Below are 14,047 nucleotides of genomic sequence, written 5' to 3'. Positions count from 1 at the left end.
CGTAAAAATCGTTGTAATTACTTGAGCGCGTCAAAGGTATCGCCGAGGGCAGCGGTAAGGGTCTGACGGGTTTGGGCGTGGGCCTGGCGCTCGGCCTCCAGGCGATCAGTTAGTTCCTGACAGCGCTGCACCAGGCCATCGAGATGCTGCTGCAAGCCCTGAAGTGAGTTAACCCCGCTGAGGTCGCTGGCCTCGATCGCTGGAGCCGCCGCCAGCTGCTGCTGGAGCGCTTCGAGCTGGCTCTGAAATTCAGCGGTTTCTTCGCGGCGCTGGCGGGCTTCGGTTTCGTAGAGCCGACGCCAGTTGGCGGCGCTGTTGTAGGCCTGGTCACGCTCCTTTTGGGTGTCGGCCAGCTGTCGCTGGAGGGTGCGCACCTCCGTAATCCACTGGGTTAGGTCTTGGGACATGGCGGTTATCAAAACAACAGGCAGCCCTGGGGCTAGTACAGCAGGCGAGTGAGAATTCCCGGTGCTGGCAGCACAATCATAACTAACAGTGTCAAGGCCAGCAGCCCCAGAAAATCGCGGCGATCGTCTAGCTCGCTGACATCGTTGAGGGCAGGCTGATCTGCCGCCGGAATAAAGAACAGCAGAATGGCCCAAATCATTAGCTCCGGGTGCACCAGGGCCAGGCCAAACACCAGCAGCCGGGCCACCTGCCCTACCACACCGCCCACCCGCTGGCCGTACATCGCGTGGACAATGTGGCCACCGTCAAGCTGACCCACCGGCATCAGGTTGAGGGCGGTGACCACTAGGCCCAGGCAGCCCGCGATCGCGATCGGGTGCAGGTGAATGGCCTGATCAGCCGCTACCCCAGCCCCCAGCACCAGCTTAGAGAGCAGCGTCAGCATCAGCGACGCCTTGGGGTCGAGGGCCTCAAAGTTCAGCAGACTGGAGCCTTCCTCGGGAATGGGCACCACGGTCGATTGGCTCAGCCCCCACAGCAAGAGCGGCACCGCCACCACCAGCCCTGAGAGCGGCCCGGCAATGCCCACATCAAACAGGGCGCGGCGGTTGGGCACCGGCGATTTCATTTGAATAAAGGCTCCCAGGGTGCCTAAGAAAAACGGCACCGGAATAAAGTAGGGCAGCGTCACCCGCATGCCGTAGCGGCGGGCGGCCAGGTAGTGGCCCATCTCGTGGCAGCCCAGAATGAACAGCAGGCCCAGGGCGTAGGGCAGCCCCTGCAAGATCAAAGCGGGCGCGGCCTGTAGCTGCTCTTCGGTGACTCCAGCCAGGTAGGTGCCCACCGCCGTCGTGGTAAATAGGGTAACCAGCAGCAGCCCCAGGGCCAGCCCTGGACGGGTCAGGGCTTTGGTGCTGCGATCGCCCTTTTCCACCTGAGGGTTGGGTACCAGCGCAAACACTGGCTTGCCCTGCAACCCCTCCTGAAAGAGGACGAGAAAGCGATCGCCGAAATGGCGTCGAATGTTGTCGCGCACGGTGTCGTAGGCTACGGTGGGCGAGGCCCGCAGCTGGCCCCGACAGATCATGGCCTGGGGACGGTACTCAATGTTTTGTAGGTAGTACACCGACCACGGAAAGCAGCCCTGCAGCATTGCTTCTTCGTCTTTATCGATGGGGCGCAGGGTAGGCTTAGGCGGTGGTGCGATCGCTCGTTTGGTCTCACCGGCTTCGGCCTCGGGTTTAGCGCTCTGGGGCACCGAAATTCTCCCCTTTTGAATCAGCGCCCAGTACAAAATCGGGCAGGCAATAAACAAACCCAGCAGCAGAGCTGTAGGAGCCGGTGCCTCAGGACCGTTGGCTATTACCCAACCAGTTAAAATAAACGCCGGTAACATCATCACCAGCCACAGTAGCCACACAGGGGTACGGGTGATGCGGCTAACGCTGCGCTGAAGCAGCACATAGGTCAGCAGACCAAGAACAAAAAGCCAGAAAAACACCATCGTGTAGCCAGTGGAGTGCAACGATTCAAGCCAGGGCAACGTGCTTTGTGAAGACAGAGTTCAAAAACTGACCCAAAAAACAGACCCATTAAACTATTTCAGTGGGTGCTAGCCGAGGTAGTCGGGGCAGAGTTCAGTTAGTATAGGCGTTTCAAAGGTGTTTCTCACCCCTCCTCCTGCACCTATGACAGCCGCTTTAGCCCCAGTTCCGCCGCCTAGCCCTAAGGCTCCGCGCTTGGTGTTTGACACTGTATATGCGTTCCCCCCCAACCGCGATACCCAAGGAGCCACCGCTTACTTTATTGTAAACAACAGCTCCGAAGGCCAACCGGCCAATCTGCTAATCGATGCCCCCGCTTGGGATGAGAGTAACCGCGAATGGTTGACTGCTCACGGCGGAGTGCAGTGGCTGTTTATCACCCACCGGGGCAGTATTGGGCGGGCGGCTACGCTTCACAAAGCGTTGAACTGCGAGGTCGTGATTCAAGAGCAGGAGGCCTACCTGCTGCCCGATACCCCCACCACGACCTTTCACCACCAGTTCAGGTTTAGCCCCGAGCTAGAAGCGGTTTGGACCCCCGGCCATTCGCCAGGTTCAGCCTGTCTCTATTACAGCGCCCACGGCGGGGTGCTTTTTACCGGGCGGCACCTGCTGCCCAACCGAACGGGCGAACCCGAGCCGCTGCGTCTGGCCAAAACCTTTCACTGGCCCCGCCAGCTCCAGCAGGTCGAGGCGCTGAAAACTCGCTTTTCTGCTGAATCCCTTGCCCATCTGTGCCCTGGGGCCAGCACTGGCTTTTTGCGGGGGCAGCGCAGCATCGATCGCGCTTACGAACGCCTTCAGCAGATCGACATTGAGGCATTCCGTCAGGTACAGCCGCTGCTCTAGTCAATCTTCTTCACCAAAATGAATTCTGGATCACAGCAGCGGGCCATTTTTGCTGCTCTATCATCTCTGAGCCGCCATTCTGTGGCACTCTGGGAGGTAGATAAAAACTGCCAAACCCTCTATTTCTAAGCACCGGCAACCATTGAGCAAAGGCTATGCAAACGCTTCCTAACCCTGTCTCTTCGACGTCCGCCACCCCCGCCTTTGACCCCTTCGACACCACCATTCATCGCCGCAAAACCCGTCCGGTGCCCGTGGGCAGCGTCACCATTGGCGGCGGCCACCCGGTCGTGGTGCAGTCAATGATCAACGAAGACACGCTGGATATCAAAGGGTCTGCCGCCGCTATTCGTCGCCTGCATGAAATTGGCTGCGAAATTGTACGCGTTACGGTGCCCAGCATGGCCCACGCCAAGGCTCTGGCCGACATTCGCAAAATTTTAGAGGATACCTACCAGCCCGTGCCCCTGGTGGCCGATGTGCACCACAACGGCATGAAAATTGCCCTGGAGGTGGCCAAGCATGTCGATAAAGTGCGCATTAACCCCGGCCTCTACGTGTTTGAGAAGCCCCAGGCGGGCCGCACCGATTATTCCCAAACCGAGTTTGACGACATCGGCAGCAAAATTCGCGAAACTCTGGAGCCGCTGGTGGTCTCCCTGCGCGACCAGGGCAAGTCGATGCGCATTGGCGTCAACCACGGGTCGCTGGCCGAGCGCATGTTATTCACCTACGGCGACACCCCCGAAGGCATGGTGGAGTCGGCTCTAGAGTTCATCCGCATCTGCGAATCTCTCGACTTTCGCAACCTGGTGATTTCTCTCAAGGCCTCTCGGGTGCCGGTGATGGTGGCCGCCTACCGGCTGATGGCCCACCGCATGGACGAGCTGGGTATGGACTACCCTCTGCACCTGGGGGTAACCGAGGCGGGCGACGGCGAGTATGGCCGCATCAAGTCGACGGCGGGCATCGCTACCCTGCTGGCCCAGGGCATTGGCGATACCATCCGCGTGTCACTGACCGAAGCGCCCGAAAAAGAGATCCCCGTCTGCTACAGCATTTTGCAGGCCCTGGGGCTGCGCAAAACCATGGTGGAATACGTGGCCTGCCCCTCCTGCGGTCGCACGCTGTTTAACCTCGAAGATGTGCTCCACGAGGTGCGCGAAGCCACCAAGCACCTGACCGGGCTAGACATTGCGGTGATGGGCTGCATCGTCAACGGCCCCGGCGAAATGGCCGATGCCGACTACGGCTACGTGGGCAAAACCCCTGGCTATATTTCGCTGTACCGGGGCCGTGATGAGATTAAGAAGGTGCCGGAAGACCAGGGCGTGGCGGAGTTGATCAACTTGATCAAGGCTGATGGGCGCTGGGTTGAGCCTGGGGAGAGTAAGTAGGGGAGTGGATGAGTAGGTGGGTGGGCGAGTATGGCCAGTGTAGATTCCCCCCCAGAGCGGTTTGAATTTCCCCTAGAGAAAGCAGAATATTTGTTTAGCGCTAGGGGCAAGCCCGGACAGGGGGGGAGATAAGCAGAGATTCTGGACTGGCATTATGGGTTTTCGCTCACCCTCAGCAATTCGCACTGCCATACTGGCGGCTGTCAGCCCTGAAGCACTGGCTTATCAAAGCCAGAATGAATATGGCAAAATTTATCGAGCGTACTTATTGCTCAATGGCCCAGTGGGGCTGGTGAGACGAGTGCGGACTGTTTGGATTGTTAAATTTGGAACCAGCGTTGCCCGGTTTGTAACAGCTGTGCCCGATCGCGCAGGAGGCTTAGCATGACTCAGTTTCAGCTTTTTGATAGCGTGCAGCTTTTAGAGTCAGTGCCTTTGACGGAGGGGAATGCTGCACCAGAGGGTACGTCGGGTGCGATCGTTGAGGTGTTCAACGAGGGCGAAGCCTTTCTAGTGGAGCTATTTGGCCAGTGGGTTAACCCCAGCTCGACCCCACCACCGGCCTGCCCATGCGCATACTCACCAAATGGATTCGCCGCTAGCCCTCCAGCCGCTCTACCAATCCAGCGGTTTGCCGTCGCGAAAGAACCCGCCCGTGGGGCCATCATCGGGCAGGGTTGCTGCCCACACAACACTGGCCGCGCCATCCGCCACTGGGCGACCGCCGCTGCCGCCCATATCGGTAGCGACCCAGCCAGGGCACACCGCATTGACCAAAATGCCCGTCCCTTTCAGCTCGGCGGCCAGTAGTCGGGTAAACGCGTTTAGGGCCGCTTTTGACGTGCTGTAGGCCGGGGTGCCTGCCCCCATGCTACTTAGGGCTCCGGCTCCGCTAGAGACATTGACAATGCGACCGTGGGGGCTGCGCTTGAGCAAGGGCAAAAAGGCCTGGGCCATACGCCAGGGGCCGAGGGTATTGGTATCCCAGGCCTCCTGCACCACCGCCAGATCGGCATTGCTGGCCTGCTGCCAGGTGTCGTAGAGAATGCCCGCATTGTTGACTAGCACGTCGAGGTGGCCAAACTGCTGCTCTACAGTCTGGGCGAGGTGCTGAATGCTGTCTGGATCAGTCACATCGAGAGGCTGCGGCAAAACTTCTAACCTGGCCTGAACCAATGGTGCGGCGGCGGCTTCCCCCTTGGCCAGGTCGCGGCTGCCTAGTATCACCGTCATTCCCTCCTGGGCCAGCTGGCGGGTTACTTCTAAGCCAATGCCTCGGTTGGCTCCAGTGACCAGGGCAACGGTGGGCTGTTTGTCGGAGGTCGAGATCTGCGGGTTCATGGAGAGGCTACCAAACCTTTTCACTCAGCAGGGCATCTAGATCGGTGCTGCCTGGCCAGCGATCGGGAAACACCGTCTGGGGATGGTCTTCTCGCGCATCGGAGAGGGCATTTTCCCAAAGTTCAGGAAATGTGTTTGGCCAATGCTGGCGCAGGCTTGGCGGCGCATTGATATCCAGGGCGGCAAAATCGCCCGCCTTGAGCTTGGCCACAGTGTCGTCACACCAGGCCACCAAGTCTTGCTGGTAAAGGGTGGGGGGAGAGGTGGCTTTGACCATCAGCGGTGCTCACGGGGAGGACTGTAACCATAATTTTGATGCCTGTCCCTATTCTACCGATCGGCCCAAGCACCGCCGTTGCCCTGAGCTAACCCGGTCGGCGCAGCCCACATCATGGTCTGAGGTATTGGGCTACCCCCCTTAGTTTGATAGAATCAAGAGCTTGCACAGAAAACACCGCAGCCCGTCAACTTCAAGGAGAACCCCATGGCCCGCATGTATTACGACAGTGACGCCAACTTAGATTTGCTCAACGGCAAAACCGTTGCCATTATTGGCTATGGCTCCCAAGGCCATGCCCACGCCCTCAACCTCAAAGACAGCGGCGTCAATGTCATTGTGGGCCTGTACGAAGGCAGCCGCTCCACCGCCAAGGCCGAGGCCGAAGGTCTCACCGTCAAGCCTGTGGCCGATGCCGTGAAGCTCGCTGACTGGATCATGATTTTGCTGCCCGACGAAGTGCAGCGCACTATTTATAAAGAAGCGATCGCCCCCAACCTCGAAGCGGGCAACGTGCTGCTGTTTGCCCACGGCTTTAACATCAACTTTGGCCAGATTGTGCCCCCCGAAGATGTCGATGTGGTGATGGTGGCTCCCAAAGGCCCCGGCCACCTGGTGCGCCGCACCTACCAGGAGGGCCAGGGAGTGCCCTGCCTGTTTGCGGTCTATCAAGATGCTACCGGTCAGGCCCGCGATCGCGCTATGGCCTACGCCAAGGGCATCGGCGGCACCCGCGCTGGCGTACTCGAAACCACCTTCCGCGAAGAGACCGAAACCGACCTGTTTGGGGAGCAAGTGGTGCTCTGCGGCGGCCTCAGCGAGCTGATTAAAGCTGGTTTTGAAACCCTTGTAAATGCTGGCTATCAGCCCGAGCTAGCCTACTTTGAGTGCCTCCACGAAGTGAAGCTGATTGTGGATCTGGTGGTCGAAGGCGGCCTCGCCAAAATGCGCGACAGCATCTCCAACACCGCTGAGTACGGCGACTACACCCGTGGTCCCCGCATCATCACCGACGAAACCCGCGCCGAAATGCGCAAGGTGCTGAAGGAAATTCAGACTGGCCAGTTTGCCCGCGAGTTTGTGCTCGAAAGCCAGTCGGGCAACGCCGGGTTTACCGCCATGCGTCGCCGCGAAGCCGAGCACCCCATCGAAGAGGTGGGTAAGGATCTGCGGGCCATGTTTAGCTGGCTGAAGAAAGCGTAACTGGGCGGTAGGGGCACAGCACTGCTGTGCCCCTACATAGACCTACGCTTCTACCTTCACCTTGTTGCTGTAGAACGCTACATAGCCCTTAATGTTCTCTGCGGCAGACTTCGGCTCAGGGTAGTACCAGGCGGCACCGGCATTGGTCTCCCCGTCCACCACGATGTCGTAGTAGCTGGCGGTACCTTTCCAGGGGCAGCCGGTGGTTTTGCTAATCGGCTTGAAGTAGTCCATATTCAGCGAGTCGGGGGGGAAGTACTGGTTGCCTTCGACCACTTCGCAGGCGTCGCTCTCAGCCAGTACAACGCCGTTCCAGGTAGCTTTAGCCATGGGATACTCTCCAGATTTTCCTCTCAGACTATAGCGAATCTGGTGGCGGTGGTGCGGGTAAAGGTCATCCCTGCTCCCTTAAGAAGAGATCTCCCCTGTCCCCTTGGAAAGGGGAGGACACAATAGATCTTTGTAAGTGAGAAACATCGGGAAGCCAGCACGCTCTATCGAGCATGGGAAATGCTTGGGAGATCGCTCTGGCCCCCTTTTTAGGGGCAACGTGATTCACTTTTACGGCGAGGATTAGGGGATTGATCGTGCCGCAAAAGCATCCCATTGAGATCGAGAATCTTTCACAGCTCGTCTAATCGATCTACACCGCCATGCTCGATCAATCGCAAACTCCGCTTCTCTCGGCGTTGCAGGCCAGTAGTCGGCGGCCCCACGCGGCGTTTTACGCACCGGGGCACAAGCGGGGGCAGGGGGCATCGCCTCGGTTGAAGGAACTGCTGGGGGCGGCGCTGGCGGCTGATTTGCCGGAGCTGCCAGAGCTAGACAATTTATTTGCTCCAGAAGGCGTGATTTTGGAAGCGCAGGAACTCGCGGCTGAGGCATTTGGGGCCGATCGCACCTATTTCCTTGCCAACGGCTCGACTTGCGGCATTGAAGCGGCCATTCTCGCCACCGTTGGCCCTGGGGAAAAAATCATTGTGCCGCGCAATGCCCACCGCTCGGTGGTAGCGGGGCTGGTACTGGCAGGGGCGATGCCGGTGTTTGTGTCGCCAGAATACAACCGAGAGCTGGGCTTGGCGCTGGGGGTGAAGGCGGAGGACGTGGCTACGGCCCTGGTTGAGCACCCCGACACTCGGGCGGTGCTGCTGGTGTCGCCCACCTACCACGGGATTTGTTCAAATGTTGGGGCGATCGCAGCCCTAGCCCACCACCACGGCATTCCCTTATTGATCGACGAAGCCCACGGCCCGCACTTCGCCTTTCACCCCGATCTGCCCACTCCAGCGCTGGCGTTGGGGGCCGACCTGGTGGTGCAGTCAACCCACAAGGTTCTGGGGGCGCTGAGCCAGGCGGCTATGCTGCATACAAAAGGGAACCGCATCGATTCATTGCGACTGCAAGCAGCGCTTCAGCTCACCCAATCCACTAGCCCCAATGCGCTATTGCTGGCGTCGTTGGATGCTGCTCGTCACCAGGTGGTAAGCGAGGGCAAGGCGTTGTTGTCTGGTACATTAGCCCTGGCCCAGCACATGCGAAGGGAGCTGGGCCAAATTCTTGGCCTGACGGTGATTGATCAGCCAGCTGTATCAGCCTTCTCTAGCGTTGGCGATCTCGATCTGACCCGGCTGACGGTAGATGTGTCGGGCCTAGGGATCACGGGGTTAGAGGCCGACGAAATTCTCCATGCGGAACTGGGCGTCACCGTGGAGCTGCCGGAGCTGCGCCACCTGACGCTGATCGTTAGCCTGGGCAATACCGAGGCGGATGGGCAGCAGTGCGTGGTGGGGCTGCGATCGCTGGCCGAGCGATTTATCCCGCAGCGTTCTATCGCCGATCGTTGGCCTCAGCCTGTGGTAGACCCTGCCAACACCCCGTATACTCTGCCGGAGATGTCGCCCCGCGAAGCCTTCTTTGCAGCTACTGAGACTGTCGCGGCCAGCGCTGCCGTCGGTCGTCTCAGCGCTGACACGATTTCGGCCTACCCTCCCGGTATCCCGACGCTGGTGGCGGGGGAGCAAATTACGGCGGCAGCGATCGCCCATCTCACGGCTATTAAGCAGCAGGGGGGCTATGTTACCGGCGGCGATGCACCAGAAAGGTTCCGGGTTATAGCCCTAAAGCCCTCATAGTCTGCCCTTAGATAGGCTAATTCTTTGGTGAATCGACCTATGCTTGTAGCTGCAAGAATTTCACCTGTCCGCAACATTTGCAATTGTATACTGAATACAGTCCACAGTAGTGGGCTTCTAAAGGACATTGGGCACCATGGCTCTACAGGAATCGGTGACGGCAAATATCACCCGGCTGCGGGATCGACTCCGTCGGCGGTTGGCGACATCGAATGGGTTTAGAGCCCTTCTGGGCAAAGAAGCTTCTGATCTGCCTAGCCCCAGCGTCATCATTGAGTACATCGTGCCGAGTAATAAAAGTTGGGCCTTTCGCAGCTGGCACCGCCGTGTAGTGAAATCAGCCCAGCGATCGCAGGGCTTTTTGCGGGCCGACCGCTACCGCCCTCTGGCGGTGCAAGAAGGCTGCCTGAAGTGGTACACAGTGCTGCACTTTGAGCAGCCCGATCAGCTCAGGGATTGGTTGCAGTCAAGCGATCGCGAAGCTCTACTCAAAGCCGGGCGCGACATTTTTATCTCCTACAAATTCACTTCCTTTGAGACCGGCATGCAGGGCTGGTTTAGCAACGAAGCCGGAGAAGAGCTAACCGGGCTTGGCCCCCCGGCCTGGAAGGAAATTCTGGCCGTGGTGCTGGGGCTGTACCCAATCATCATGGTGCAGGGCTTTGTTTTAGAGCGCCTGGGCCTGTTTGACGATTGGGACCCGGCCAGCGCCATGCTCGCCAACAATCTGATCACCACCTGCGTCTTTACCCTGGTGGTGATGCCCCGCATCGTGCGCTGGCTCAATTTTTGGCTGCGGCCTGCCCACCGCCGCGCCTCGGTGGGGGTAGAGGTGGTGGGTACCGTTGTCACCGTGCTGGCCATGGCGGCAATGGTCTATGTATTTAGCGAAATTGCTTAAGGTCAAGGCCCCAATCTTGGCGGATATCCTTCTCGGCTGTCCACTTTGCGGCCAGGCAGGACGCCCAACCTACACGACGTTTACCAGTGTTCAGTTTCGGATCCTCTGGTGGAGATTGCTGTGGCCTATGCGCTTGAGCTATCAGCAAACTCGCCGTGACGGCGGTAACAGCTTGACCCAGGGAAGTTGGGGTAGGATGACCTGAATTCCTCTGGAATGGTCTTTGATGGTTAGCGGGTTGCAGATTTTATGGATTCTCTGCTTAATTCGATTGATTCTCAGCTAGTGCTGCTGGTTGCGGCAATCGCCGTCGTGGTTTTAGCTTCCCAGCTATTTTTCAGAATTCTGAGTGTAGGGCTGGTGCCCTTGCTTGGTCTAGCGGTGATTTTTATGGGGCTGCAATACCTGTTTGGCATTAACCCCAGGCAAGTGTGGTTTGAGATCAGCCACCTGCCTCAAATAGCGATGAAATTTTTTAGCAGCTTCAGCTAAACCGCTACCCCTGAGCGGCAACGTCAATTGGTTTGTCGCTTAAGACGATGGCGTTGGCCAGTTCTGCTAGCCGTGGCCAACACTGGGGCAACGAATGAGCGCATGGCGATCGCTTAACCGACTGCTGTGAAAACCTCCGAACCCTAACGGCGACGGCTATACCTACGCTCGCCCTAAAGCCAGCACCGCGTTTTGACCACCAAAGCCGAAGCTAAAGCACAGAGCCATTTCTAGGGTGGCGGGAAGAGGTTCAGTCACCAGCTTTGAGTAAATGCTCTCACCTCGCCATCCTCCATTGGGTGGCAGCCTTTGATGCCGCAAAGCCAAAAGACAAAAGGCCGCCCCGATCGCCCCCGAGGCTCCTAGGGTGTGCCCGGTCGCCCCCTTGGTCGAACTCATCCACGGCAGTGGAGAAAAACCCGACTGGAGCAGCCGCGCCTCGTGGTCGTCATTGAGCCGCGTCCCAGTGCCGTGGGCGTGAATGTAGCCTACCTGATCTGGCCTCAGGCCGCTGTGGTAAAGGCAGTTCTTCAAAGCTAAACGGCTACCCCTTAGCTCTGGGTCAGGGGCCGTGCGGTGGTAGGCATCGCTGCTAAACCCGGCCCCCAAAATGTAGCCGTAGGGGGGCGGTCCCCCTCGCTGATCCAGCGATCGCTCAGACTCCAGCACCAGCACCGCCGCCCCTTCCCCCAGCGCCAGCCCCTCCCGTTCGGGGTCAAAGGGATAGCAGCCCGTGGTGGCCAACGCTCCCAGCTGCTCAAAGCCCGCCAGGGTGAGCGGCGTTATGGGCGCTTCGGCGGCACCAACTACCACGCGATCGCACTGCCCCCGCCGCACCAGCTCGTAGCCCTGAAAGATCGCCGTCAGCCCCGTAGCGCAGGCCGCCATTGGAGCCAGCATTGGGCCTTGGGCGTGAATCTGGCGGGCCACCGCGATCGCCCCCATGTGAGGCAAGGCCTCCAGCCAGGGACTTTCAGCCCAGTCGGGCTGGCGAGCCATCTGCTCCCAGCGGCCCTGAAAGCTGCGGCTAGAGCCGATCACCACACCACAGTTGGTCTGGGGTAGGGATAGGTCGGCATCGGCGATCGCCTCCGCTACCGCCAGCCCCAGCAAATCGCTTAGATCGGCGGGCTGTTCGCCCACCAGAGCCAGAGGGCGAGGGGAGAGCTCAGGGAACGGCTGCCGCAAGCAAAGGCCAGATTTTCCCGCTAGTAAACGCTCCCAGGTGGTTGCAGCAGTGGTACCGAGAGCCGTCACCAGCCCCAGGCCCGACACTACCACCCGGCGATCGCCCGACTTCTGGTTACTCAGGGATGCGCTCAACGCAAAAGCACCAGCCCGCTATCCCATCCACCCGTCCACCCATCCACCCATTCCTGCCTACTCAGTCTTCAAATTCTCCAGCCCAGCCGTCACCCGCGCCGACTCAATGCGATCGCCCTGCTGAATGGCATCCACCGTCTCCATGCCGCTGGTGACGTAGCCAAACACCGCATAGCTGCCGTCCAAAAAGGGCAGCTCCGCCAGGGTGATGTAAAACTGGGCCGAGGCCGAGTCTACCGCCTGCGATCGCGCCATTGCCACCGCTCCACGCGTGTGAGGTAGCTCTGGGGGTTCGCTAATTCCGGCTTCCTCAAGGGTCTCGCTATAAATGGGTTCCTCGGCTCCCGCTGGCTTGATTTCTAAGGGCACGTAGCGCGGGGCCTGGGTGTCAGGGTCAACAAAGCTGCCCGTACCCAACTGCTGCGCAGGTACGCTGGGGTCTTTGCTCTGGGGGTCACCGCCCTGAACCACAAAAGGCTCCGGATCGCGCACCACACGATGAAACACCAGACCGTCGTAAACCCCCCGATTCACCAGGTCCACAAAGTTACCGGCGGTGATGGGGGCATTGGTGCCGTCTAGCTCCATCACAATGGGGCTACCATTCACTACTATCTCCACGGTGGCCGTCCCATCTAGCACAGCTAAACCGGTTGGAGCTGCCGCTACTTCTTCGGCTACCCCTGGGTTTGCGGGAGCATCACCCGCTGTAGTATCCAGATTGCCTGAGTTGGCGCAAGCCCCCAGCCACAGGGTGAGGACAGCGGCGAGGGCCAGGGTAAACGGGCGCATAGAGAGAGCCATCAATACGTCAATTCCTAAAGTTCAACCGACCCCCCATATTATCTCAAGGGATCGGCGACGGGGGCCGGGGCGATCGAGACCTTGTCTGCTTGAGCCTTGTCTGATTGAGCTTCTACAGGCCCTCCAGCGGCACCTGCAAAAACCGCGCTAGCTCAGCCCCCTGATTCTCTAGGTCTGACAGCGGAATGGGCTGCCCAACCCGAGTCAGAGGAATATCGGGCCGTCCTTTGACCCGCAGGTAAAGGGTGCGCTTCGGGTTCAGTCCTTCTTTAATTGATACCCGCACTGCCGTGGCATCCTCCAAAGGGTGCTCAATTTCAATACGGCGGTTTTTGCCCCAAAATCCTTTGCGCACAATCTTGAGACGGTTGCTGTCTTTGTCAAAGCTGTTGTAGCCACCGCCCACGTCCAAACTAATTACCACCCACAGAAAGGCTGCTAAACCCAGGGCTACCACGCCATAAAAGCCCATGGCGATGCCCTGGGGAATAAAGACCAGCTGGGTGGGGTCCGCAAAGGGCAACAAGTTCGTTTTTAGGTAGCTAGAGGCTCCCGCCAGGGCAAACCCCAGCCCCCCCAGCGTGAGTACCGTGGCCCAGAAAATATTGCTCAGGCGACGAGCCCCCAGCACGGAGCGCTTCAGAGTCTGCGGCTGAGTCGAAGAAATAGAGGCGGTCATAGCTGTCTAACTAATGGGGCTAACGGGTAAACGAATTAAAAACGCTAAGAAAAACAGTCAGAGGCAGCAATGCCGTTGACCTAGGCAGCTCCGGGTGACCCAGGCAGCTCCGGGCTCACCTCACGGCTCACCTGTGGGCAGAGCTACCACCAACCATCAACTTATACCAAACAGTAGATACCCTTAGTCTAAACCCCCACAGGCACCCGAAGAACCGGAGCAAACGGCCCTTGAGCACTGCCAACCGGGCAAACCTCCGACCCGCCCACCTGAGAATTTACGTATCAGATTGTAAAAAATTAGAACACTCCTTATCATAAATAGAAACCTAGCCCCTCTCAGCCCGGCTTAATGCTTGGCTGTAAGGAGCTAACAGGTGCGACTCGGGCAGGGTCATCGCTATTAGGGTAGGAATATTGTCCCCCTGGCTCTAATATCTGGAATACTTAGTAGATATAAACCCCTGCTCTGAGGCAATGCTCTGATAGGCACAATTCAAATCTAGAATTGGAATTGGATCTAAAAGAGCCGCGACCTTATGGATTGGATGTCATATAAAGAGGATTTGACATGACCATAGCAATGGGACGCGCGCAAGCCGAGCGAGGATGGTTCGACGTCCTTGACGACTGGCTAAAGCGCGATCGCTTTGTGTTTATCGGCTGGTCAGGCCTACTCTTGTTTCCCTGCGCCTTTT

The 14,047-nt window shown here is 58.7% G+C and carries 15 protein-coding genes and 1 pseudogene; 8 read left to right on the top strand and 8 right to left on the bottom strand.

Going from position 1 to position 14,047, the window contains the following annotated elements:
* Nucleotides 1–17: 17 nt before the first annotated feature.
* Nucleotides 18–407, bottom strand: a complete 390-nt coding sequence (locus IQ265_RS24440; protein WP_194058457.1) for a hypothetical protein — start codon at nt 405–407, stop codon at nt 18–20.
* Between the two features lie 32 nt (nt 408–439).
* Nucleotides 440–1,912: a site-2 protease family protein gene (locus IQ265_RS24435; RefSeq protein WP_194058455.1), complete on the bottom strand. Its 1,473-nt coding sequence runs from the start codon at nt 1,910–1,912 to the stop codon at nt 440–442.
* A gap of 184 nt (nt 1,913–2,096) precedes the next feature.
* Here IQ265_RS24435 and IQ265_RS24430 point away from each other — a divergent pair, with 184 nt between their 5' ends.
* From IQ265_RS24430 to IQ265_RS30805, 3 genes are all read left to right on the top strand, one after another.
* The gene (locus tag IQ265_RS24430) at nt 2,097–2,801 is read left to right on the top strand and encodes an MBL fold metallo-hydrolase (RefSeq protein WP_194058453.1); all 705 of its coding nucleotides are present in this window, start codon (nt 2,097–2,099) and stop codon (nt 2,799–2,801) included.
* Nucleotides 2,802–2,956: 155 nt separating this feature from the next.
* Nucleotides 2,957–4,198, top strand: a complete 1,242-nt coding sequence (gene ispG / locus IQ265_RS24425; protein WP_194058451.1) for a (E)-4-hydroxy-3-methylbut-2-enyl-diphosphate synthase — start codon at nt 2,957–2,959, stop codon at nt 4,196–4,198.
* Between the two features lie 154 nt (nt 4,199–4,352).
* Nucleotides 4,353–4,586 carry a DUF6883 domain-containing protein gene (locus IQ265_RS30805; protein ID WP_347405015.1) on the top strand — a complete coding sequence of 78 codons (234 nt, stop codon included), beginning with the start codon at nt 4,353–4,355 and terminating at the stop codon, nt 4,584–4,586.
* Between the two features lie 227 nt (nt 4,587–4,813).
* Here IQ265_RS30805 and IQ265_RS24420 read toward each other — a convergent pair whose 3' ends face one another.
* Together IQ265_RS24420 and IQ265_RS24415 are read right to left on the bottom strand one after the other, a co-directional pair.
* Nucleotides 4,814–5,539, bottom strand: a complete 726-nt coding sequence (locus tag IQ265_RS24420) for an SDR family oxidoreductase (protein ID WP_194058449.1) — start codon at nt 5,537–5,539, stop codon at nt 4,814–4,816.
* 7 nt (nt 5,540–5,546) lie between these two features.
* The gene (locus IQ265_RS24415) at nt 5,547–5,816 is read right to left on the bottom strand and encodes a DUF29 family protein (protein WP_194058447.1); all 270 of its coding nucleotides are present in this window, start codon (nt 5,814–5,816) and stop codon (nt 5,547–5,549) included.
* Between the two features lie 207 nt (nt 5,817–6,023).
* Here IQ265_RS24415 and ilvC point away from each other — a divergent pair, with 207 nt between their 5' ends.
* Complete coding sequence (ilvC, locus tag IQ265_RS24410) at nt 6,024–7,019, top strand: ketol-acid reductoisomerase (RefSeq protein WP_194058445.1); 996 nt, start codon at nt 6,024–6,026, stop codon at nt 7,017–7,019.
* 42 nt (nt 7,020–7,061) lie between these two features.
* Here the strand turns inward: ilvC and IQ265_RS24405 are convergent, their stop codons facing one another.
* Entirely contained in the window at nt 7,062–7,349 is a 288-nt protein-coding gene (locus tag IQ265_RS24405; RefSeq protein WP_194058443.1) for a DUF427 domain-containing protein, read from the bottom strand.
* A 323-nt stretch (nt 7,350–7,672) separates the two neighbouring features.
* On the opposite strand from IQ265_RS24405, the gene IQ265_RS24400 reads away from it, so the two are divergent.
* From IQ265_RS24400 to IQ265_RS24390, 3 genes are all read left to right on the top strand, one after another.
* On the top strand, nt 7,673–9,151 hold the full coding sequence (locus IQ265_RS24400) for an aminotransferase class I/II-fold pyridoxal phosphate-dependent enzyme (protein ID WP_194058441.1): 1,479 nt from the start codon (nt 7,673–7,675) through the stop codon (nt 9,149–9,151).
* Between the two features lie 136 nt (nt 9,152–9,287).
* On the top strand, nt 9,288–10,052 hold the full coding sequence (locus IQ265_RS24395) for a hypothetical protein (protein WP_194058439.1): 765 nt from the start codon (nt 9,288–9,290) through the stop codon (nt 10,050–10,052).
* Between the two features lie 249 nt (nt 10,053–10,301).
* Complete coding sequence (locus tag IQ265_RS24390; RefSeq protein WP_194058437.1) at nt 10,302–10,544, top strand: hypothetical protein; 243 nt, start codon at nt 10,302–10,304, stop codon at nt 10,542–10,544.
* A gap of 162 nt (nt 10,545–10,706) precedes the next feature.
* On the opposite strand, the gene IQ265_RS24385 is transcribed toward IQ265_RS24390, so the two are convergent.
* The 3 genes from IQ265_RS24385 to IQ265_RS24375 form a co-directional block, all read right to left on the bottom strand.
* Nucleotides 10,707–11,867 (bottom strand): beta-ketoacyl-ACP synthase, encoded by a 1,161-nt coding sequence (locus tag IQ265_RS24385; protein WP_228038428.1) that lies wholly within the window; start codon nt 11,865–11,867, stop codon nt 10,707–10,709.
* A 57-nt stretch (nt 11,868–11,924) separates the two neighbouring features.
* Complete coding sequence (locus IQ265_RS24380; protein WP_194058435.1) at nt 11,925–12,671, bottom strand: peptidylprolyl isomerase; 747 nt, start codon at nt 12,669–12,671, stop codon at nt 11,925–11,927.
* A gap of 112 nt (nt 12,672–12,783) precedes the next feature.
* On the bottom strand, nt 12,784–13,350 hold the full coding sequence (locus IQ265_RS24375) for a photosystem I assembly protein Ycf4 (protein WP_194058433.1): 567 nt from the start codon (nt 13,348–13,350) through the stop codon (nt 12,784–12,786).
* A 570-nt stretch (nt 13,351–13,920) separates the two neighbouring features.
* Between IQ265_RS24375 and IQ265_RS24370 the strand changes: the two are divergent.
* Nucleotides 13,921–14,047 (top strand): annotated as a pseudogene (locus tag IQ265_RS24370) (photosystem II D2 protein (photosystem q(a) protein)); the annotation flags it as partial.

The organism is Nodosilinea sp. LEGE 06152 (assembly GCF_015207525.1).
In the GTDB taxonomy this organism is placed as follows: domain Bacteria; phylum Cyanobacteriota; class Cyanobacteriia; order Phormidesmidales; family Phormidesmidaceae; genus Nodosilinea.
This window is presented reverse-complemented; position numbering and strand designations above follow the sequence as displayed.

Bases quoted from the DNA above. Each gene is read 5' to 3' on its own strand.
- IQ265_RS24440 (WP_194058457.1), bottom strand. From the start codon at position 407: ATGTCCCAAGACCTAACCCAGTGGATTACGGAGGTGCGCACCCTCCAG.
- IQ265_RS24435 (WP_194058455.1), bottom strand. From the start codon at position 1,912: ATGGTGTTTTTCTGGCTTTTTGTTCTTGGTCTGCTGACCTATGTGCTG.
- IQ265_RS24430 (WP_194058453.1), top strand. From the start codon at position 2,097: ATGACAGCCGCTTTAGCCCCAGTTCCGCCGCCTAGCCCTAAGGCTCCG.
- ispG (WP_194058451.1), top strand. From the start codon at position 2,957: ATGCAAACGCTTCCTAACCCTGTCTCTTCGACGTCCGCCACCCCCGCC.
- IQ265_RS30805 (WP_347405015.1), top strand. From the start codon at position 4,353: ATGGGTTTTCGCTCACCCTCAGCAATTCGCACTGCCATACTGGCGGCT.
- IQ265_RS24420 (WP_194058449.1), bottom strand. From the start codon at position 5,539: ATGAACCCGCAGATCTCGACCTCCGACAAACAGCCCACCGTTGCCCTG.
- IQ265_RS24415 (WP_194058447.1), bottom strand. From the start codon at position 5,816: ATGGTCAAAGCCACCTCTCCCCCCACCCTTTACCAGCAAGACTTGGTG.
- ilvC (WP_194058445.1), top strand. From the start codon at position 6,024: ATGGCCCGCATGTATTACGACAGTGACGCCAACTTAGATTTGCTCAAC.
- IQ265_RS24405 (WP_194058443.1), bottom strand. From the start codon at position 7,349: ATGGCTAAAGCTACCTGGAACGGCGTTGTACTGGCTGAGAGCGACGCC.
- IQ265_RS24400 (WP_194058441.1), top strand. From the start codon at position 7,673: ATGCTCGATCAATCGCAAACTCCGCTTCTCTCGGCGTTGCAGGCCAGT.
- IQ265_RS24395 (WP_194058439.1), top strand. From the start codon at position 9,288: ATGGCTCTACAGGAATCGGTGACGGCAAATATCACCCGGCTGCGGGAT.
- IQ265_RS24390 (WP_194058437.1), top strand. From the start codon at position 10,302: ATGGATTCTCTGCTTAATTCGATTGATTCTCAGCTAGTGCTGCTGGTT.
- IQ265_RS24380 (WP_194058435.1), bottom strand. From the start codon at position 12,671: ATGGCTCTCTCTATGCGCCCGTTTACCCTGGCCCTCGCCGCTGTCCTC.
- IQ265_RS24375 (WP_194058433.1), bottom strand. From the start codon at position 13,350: ATGACCGCCTCTATTTCTTCGACTCAGCCGCAGACTCTGAAGCGCTCC.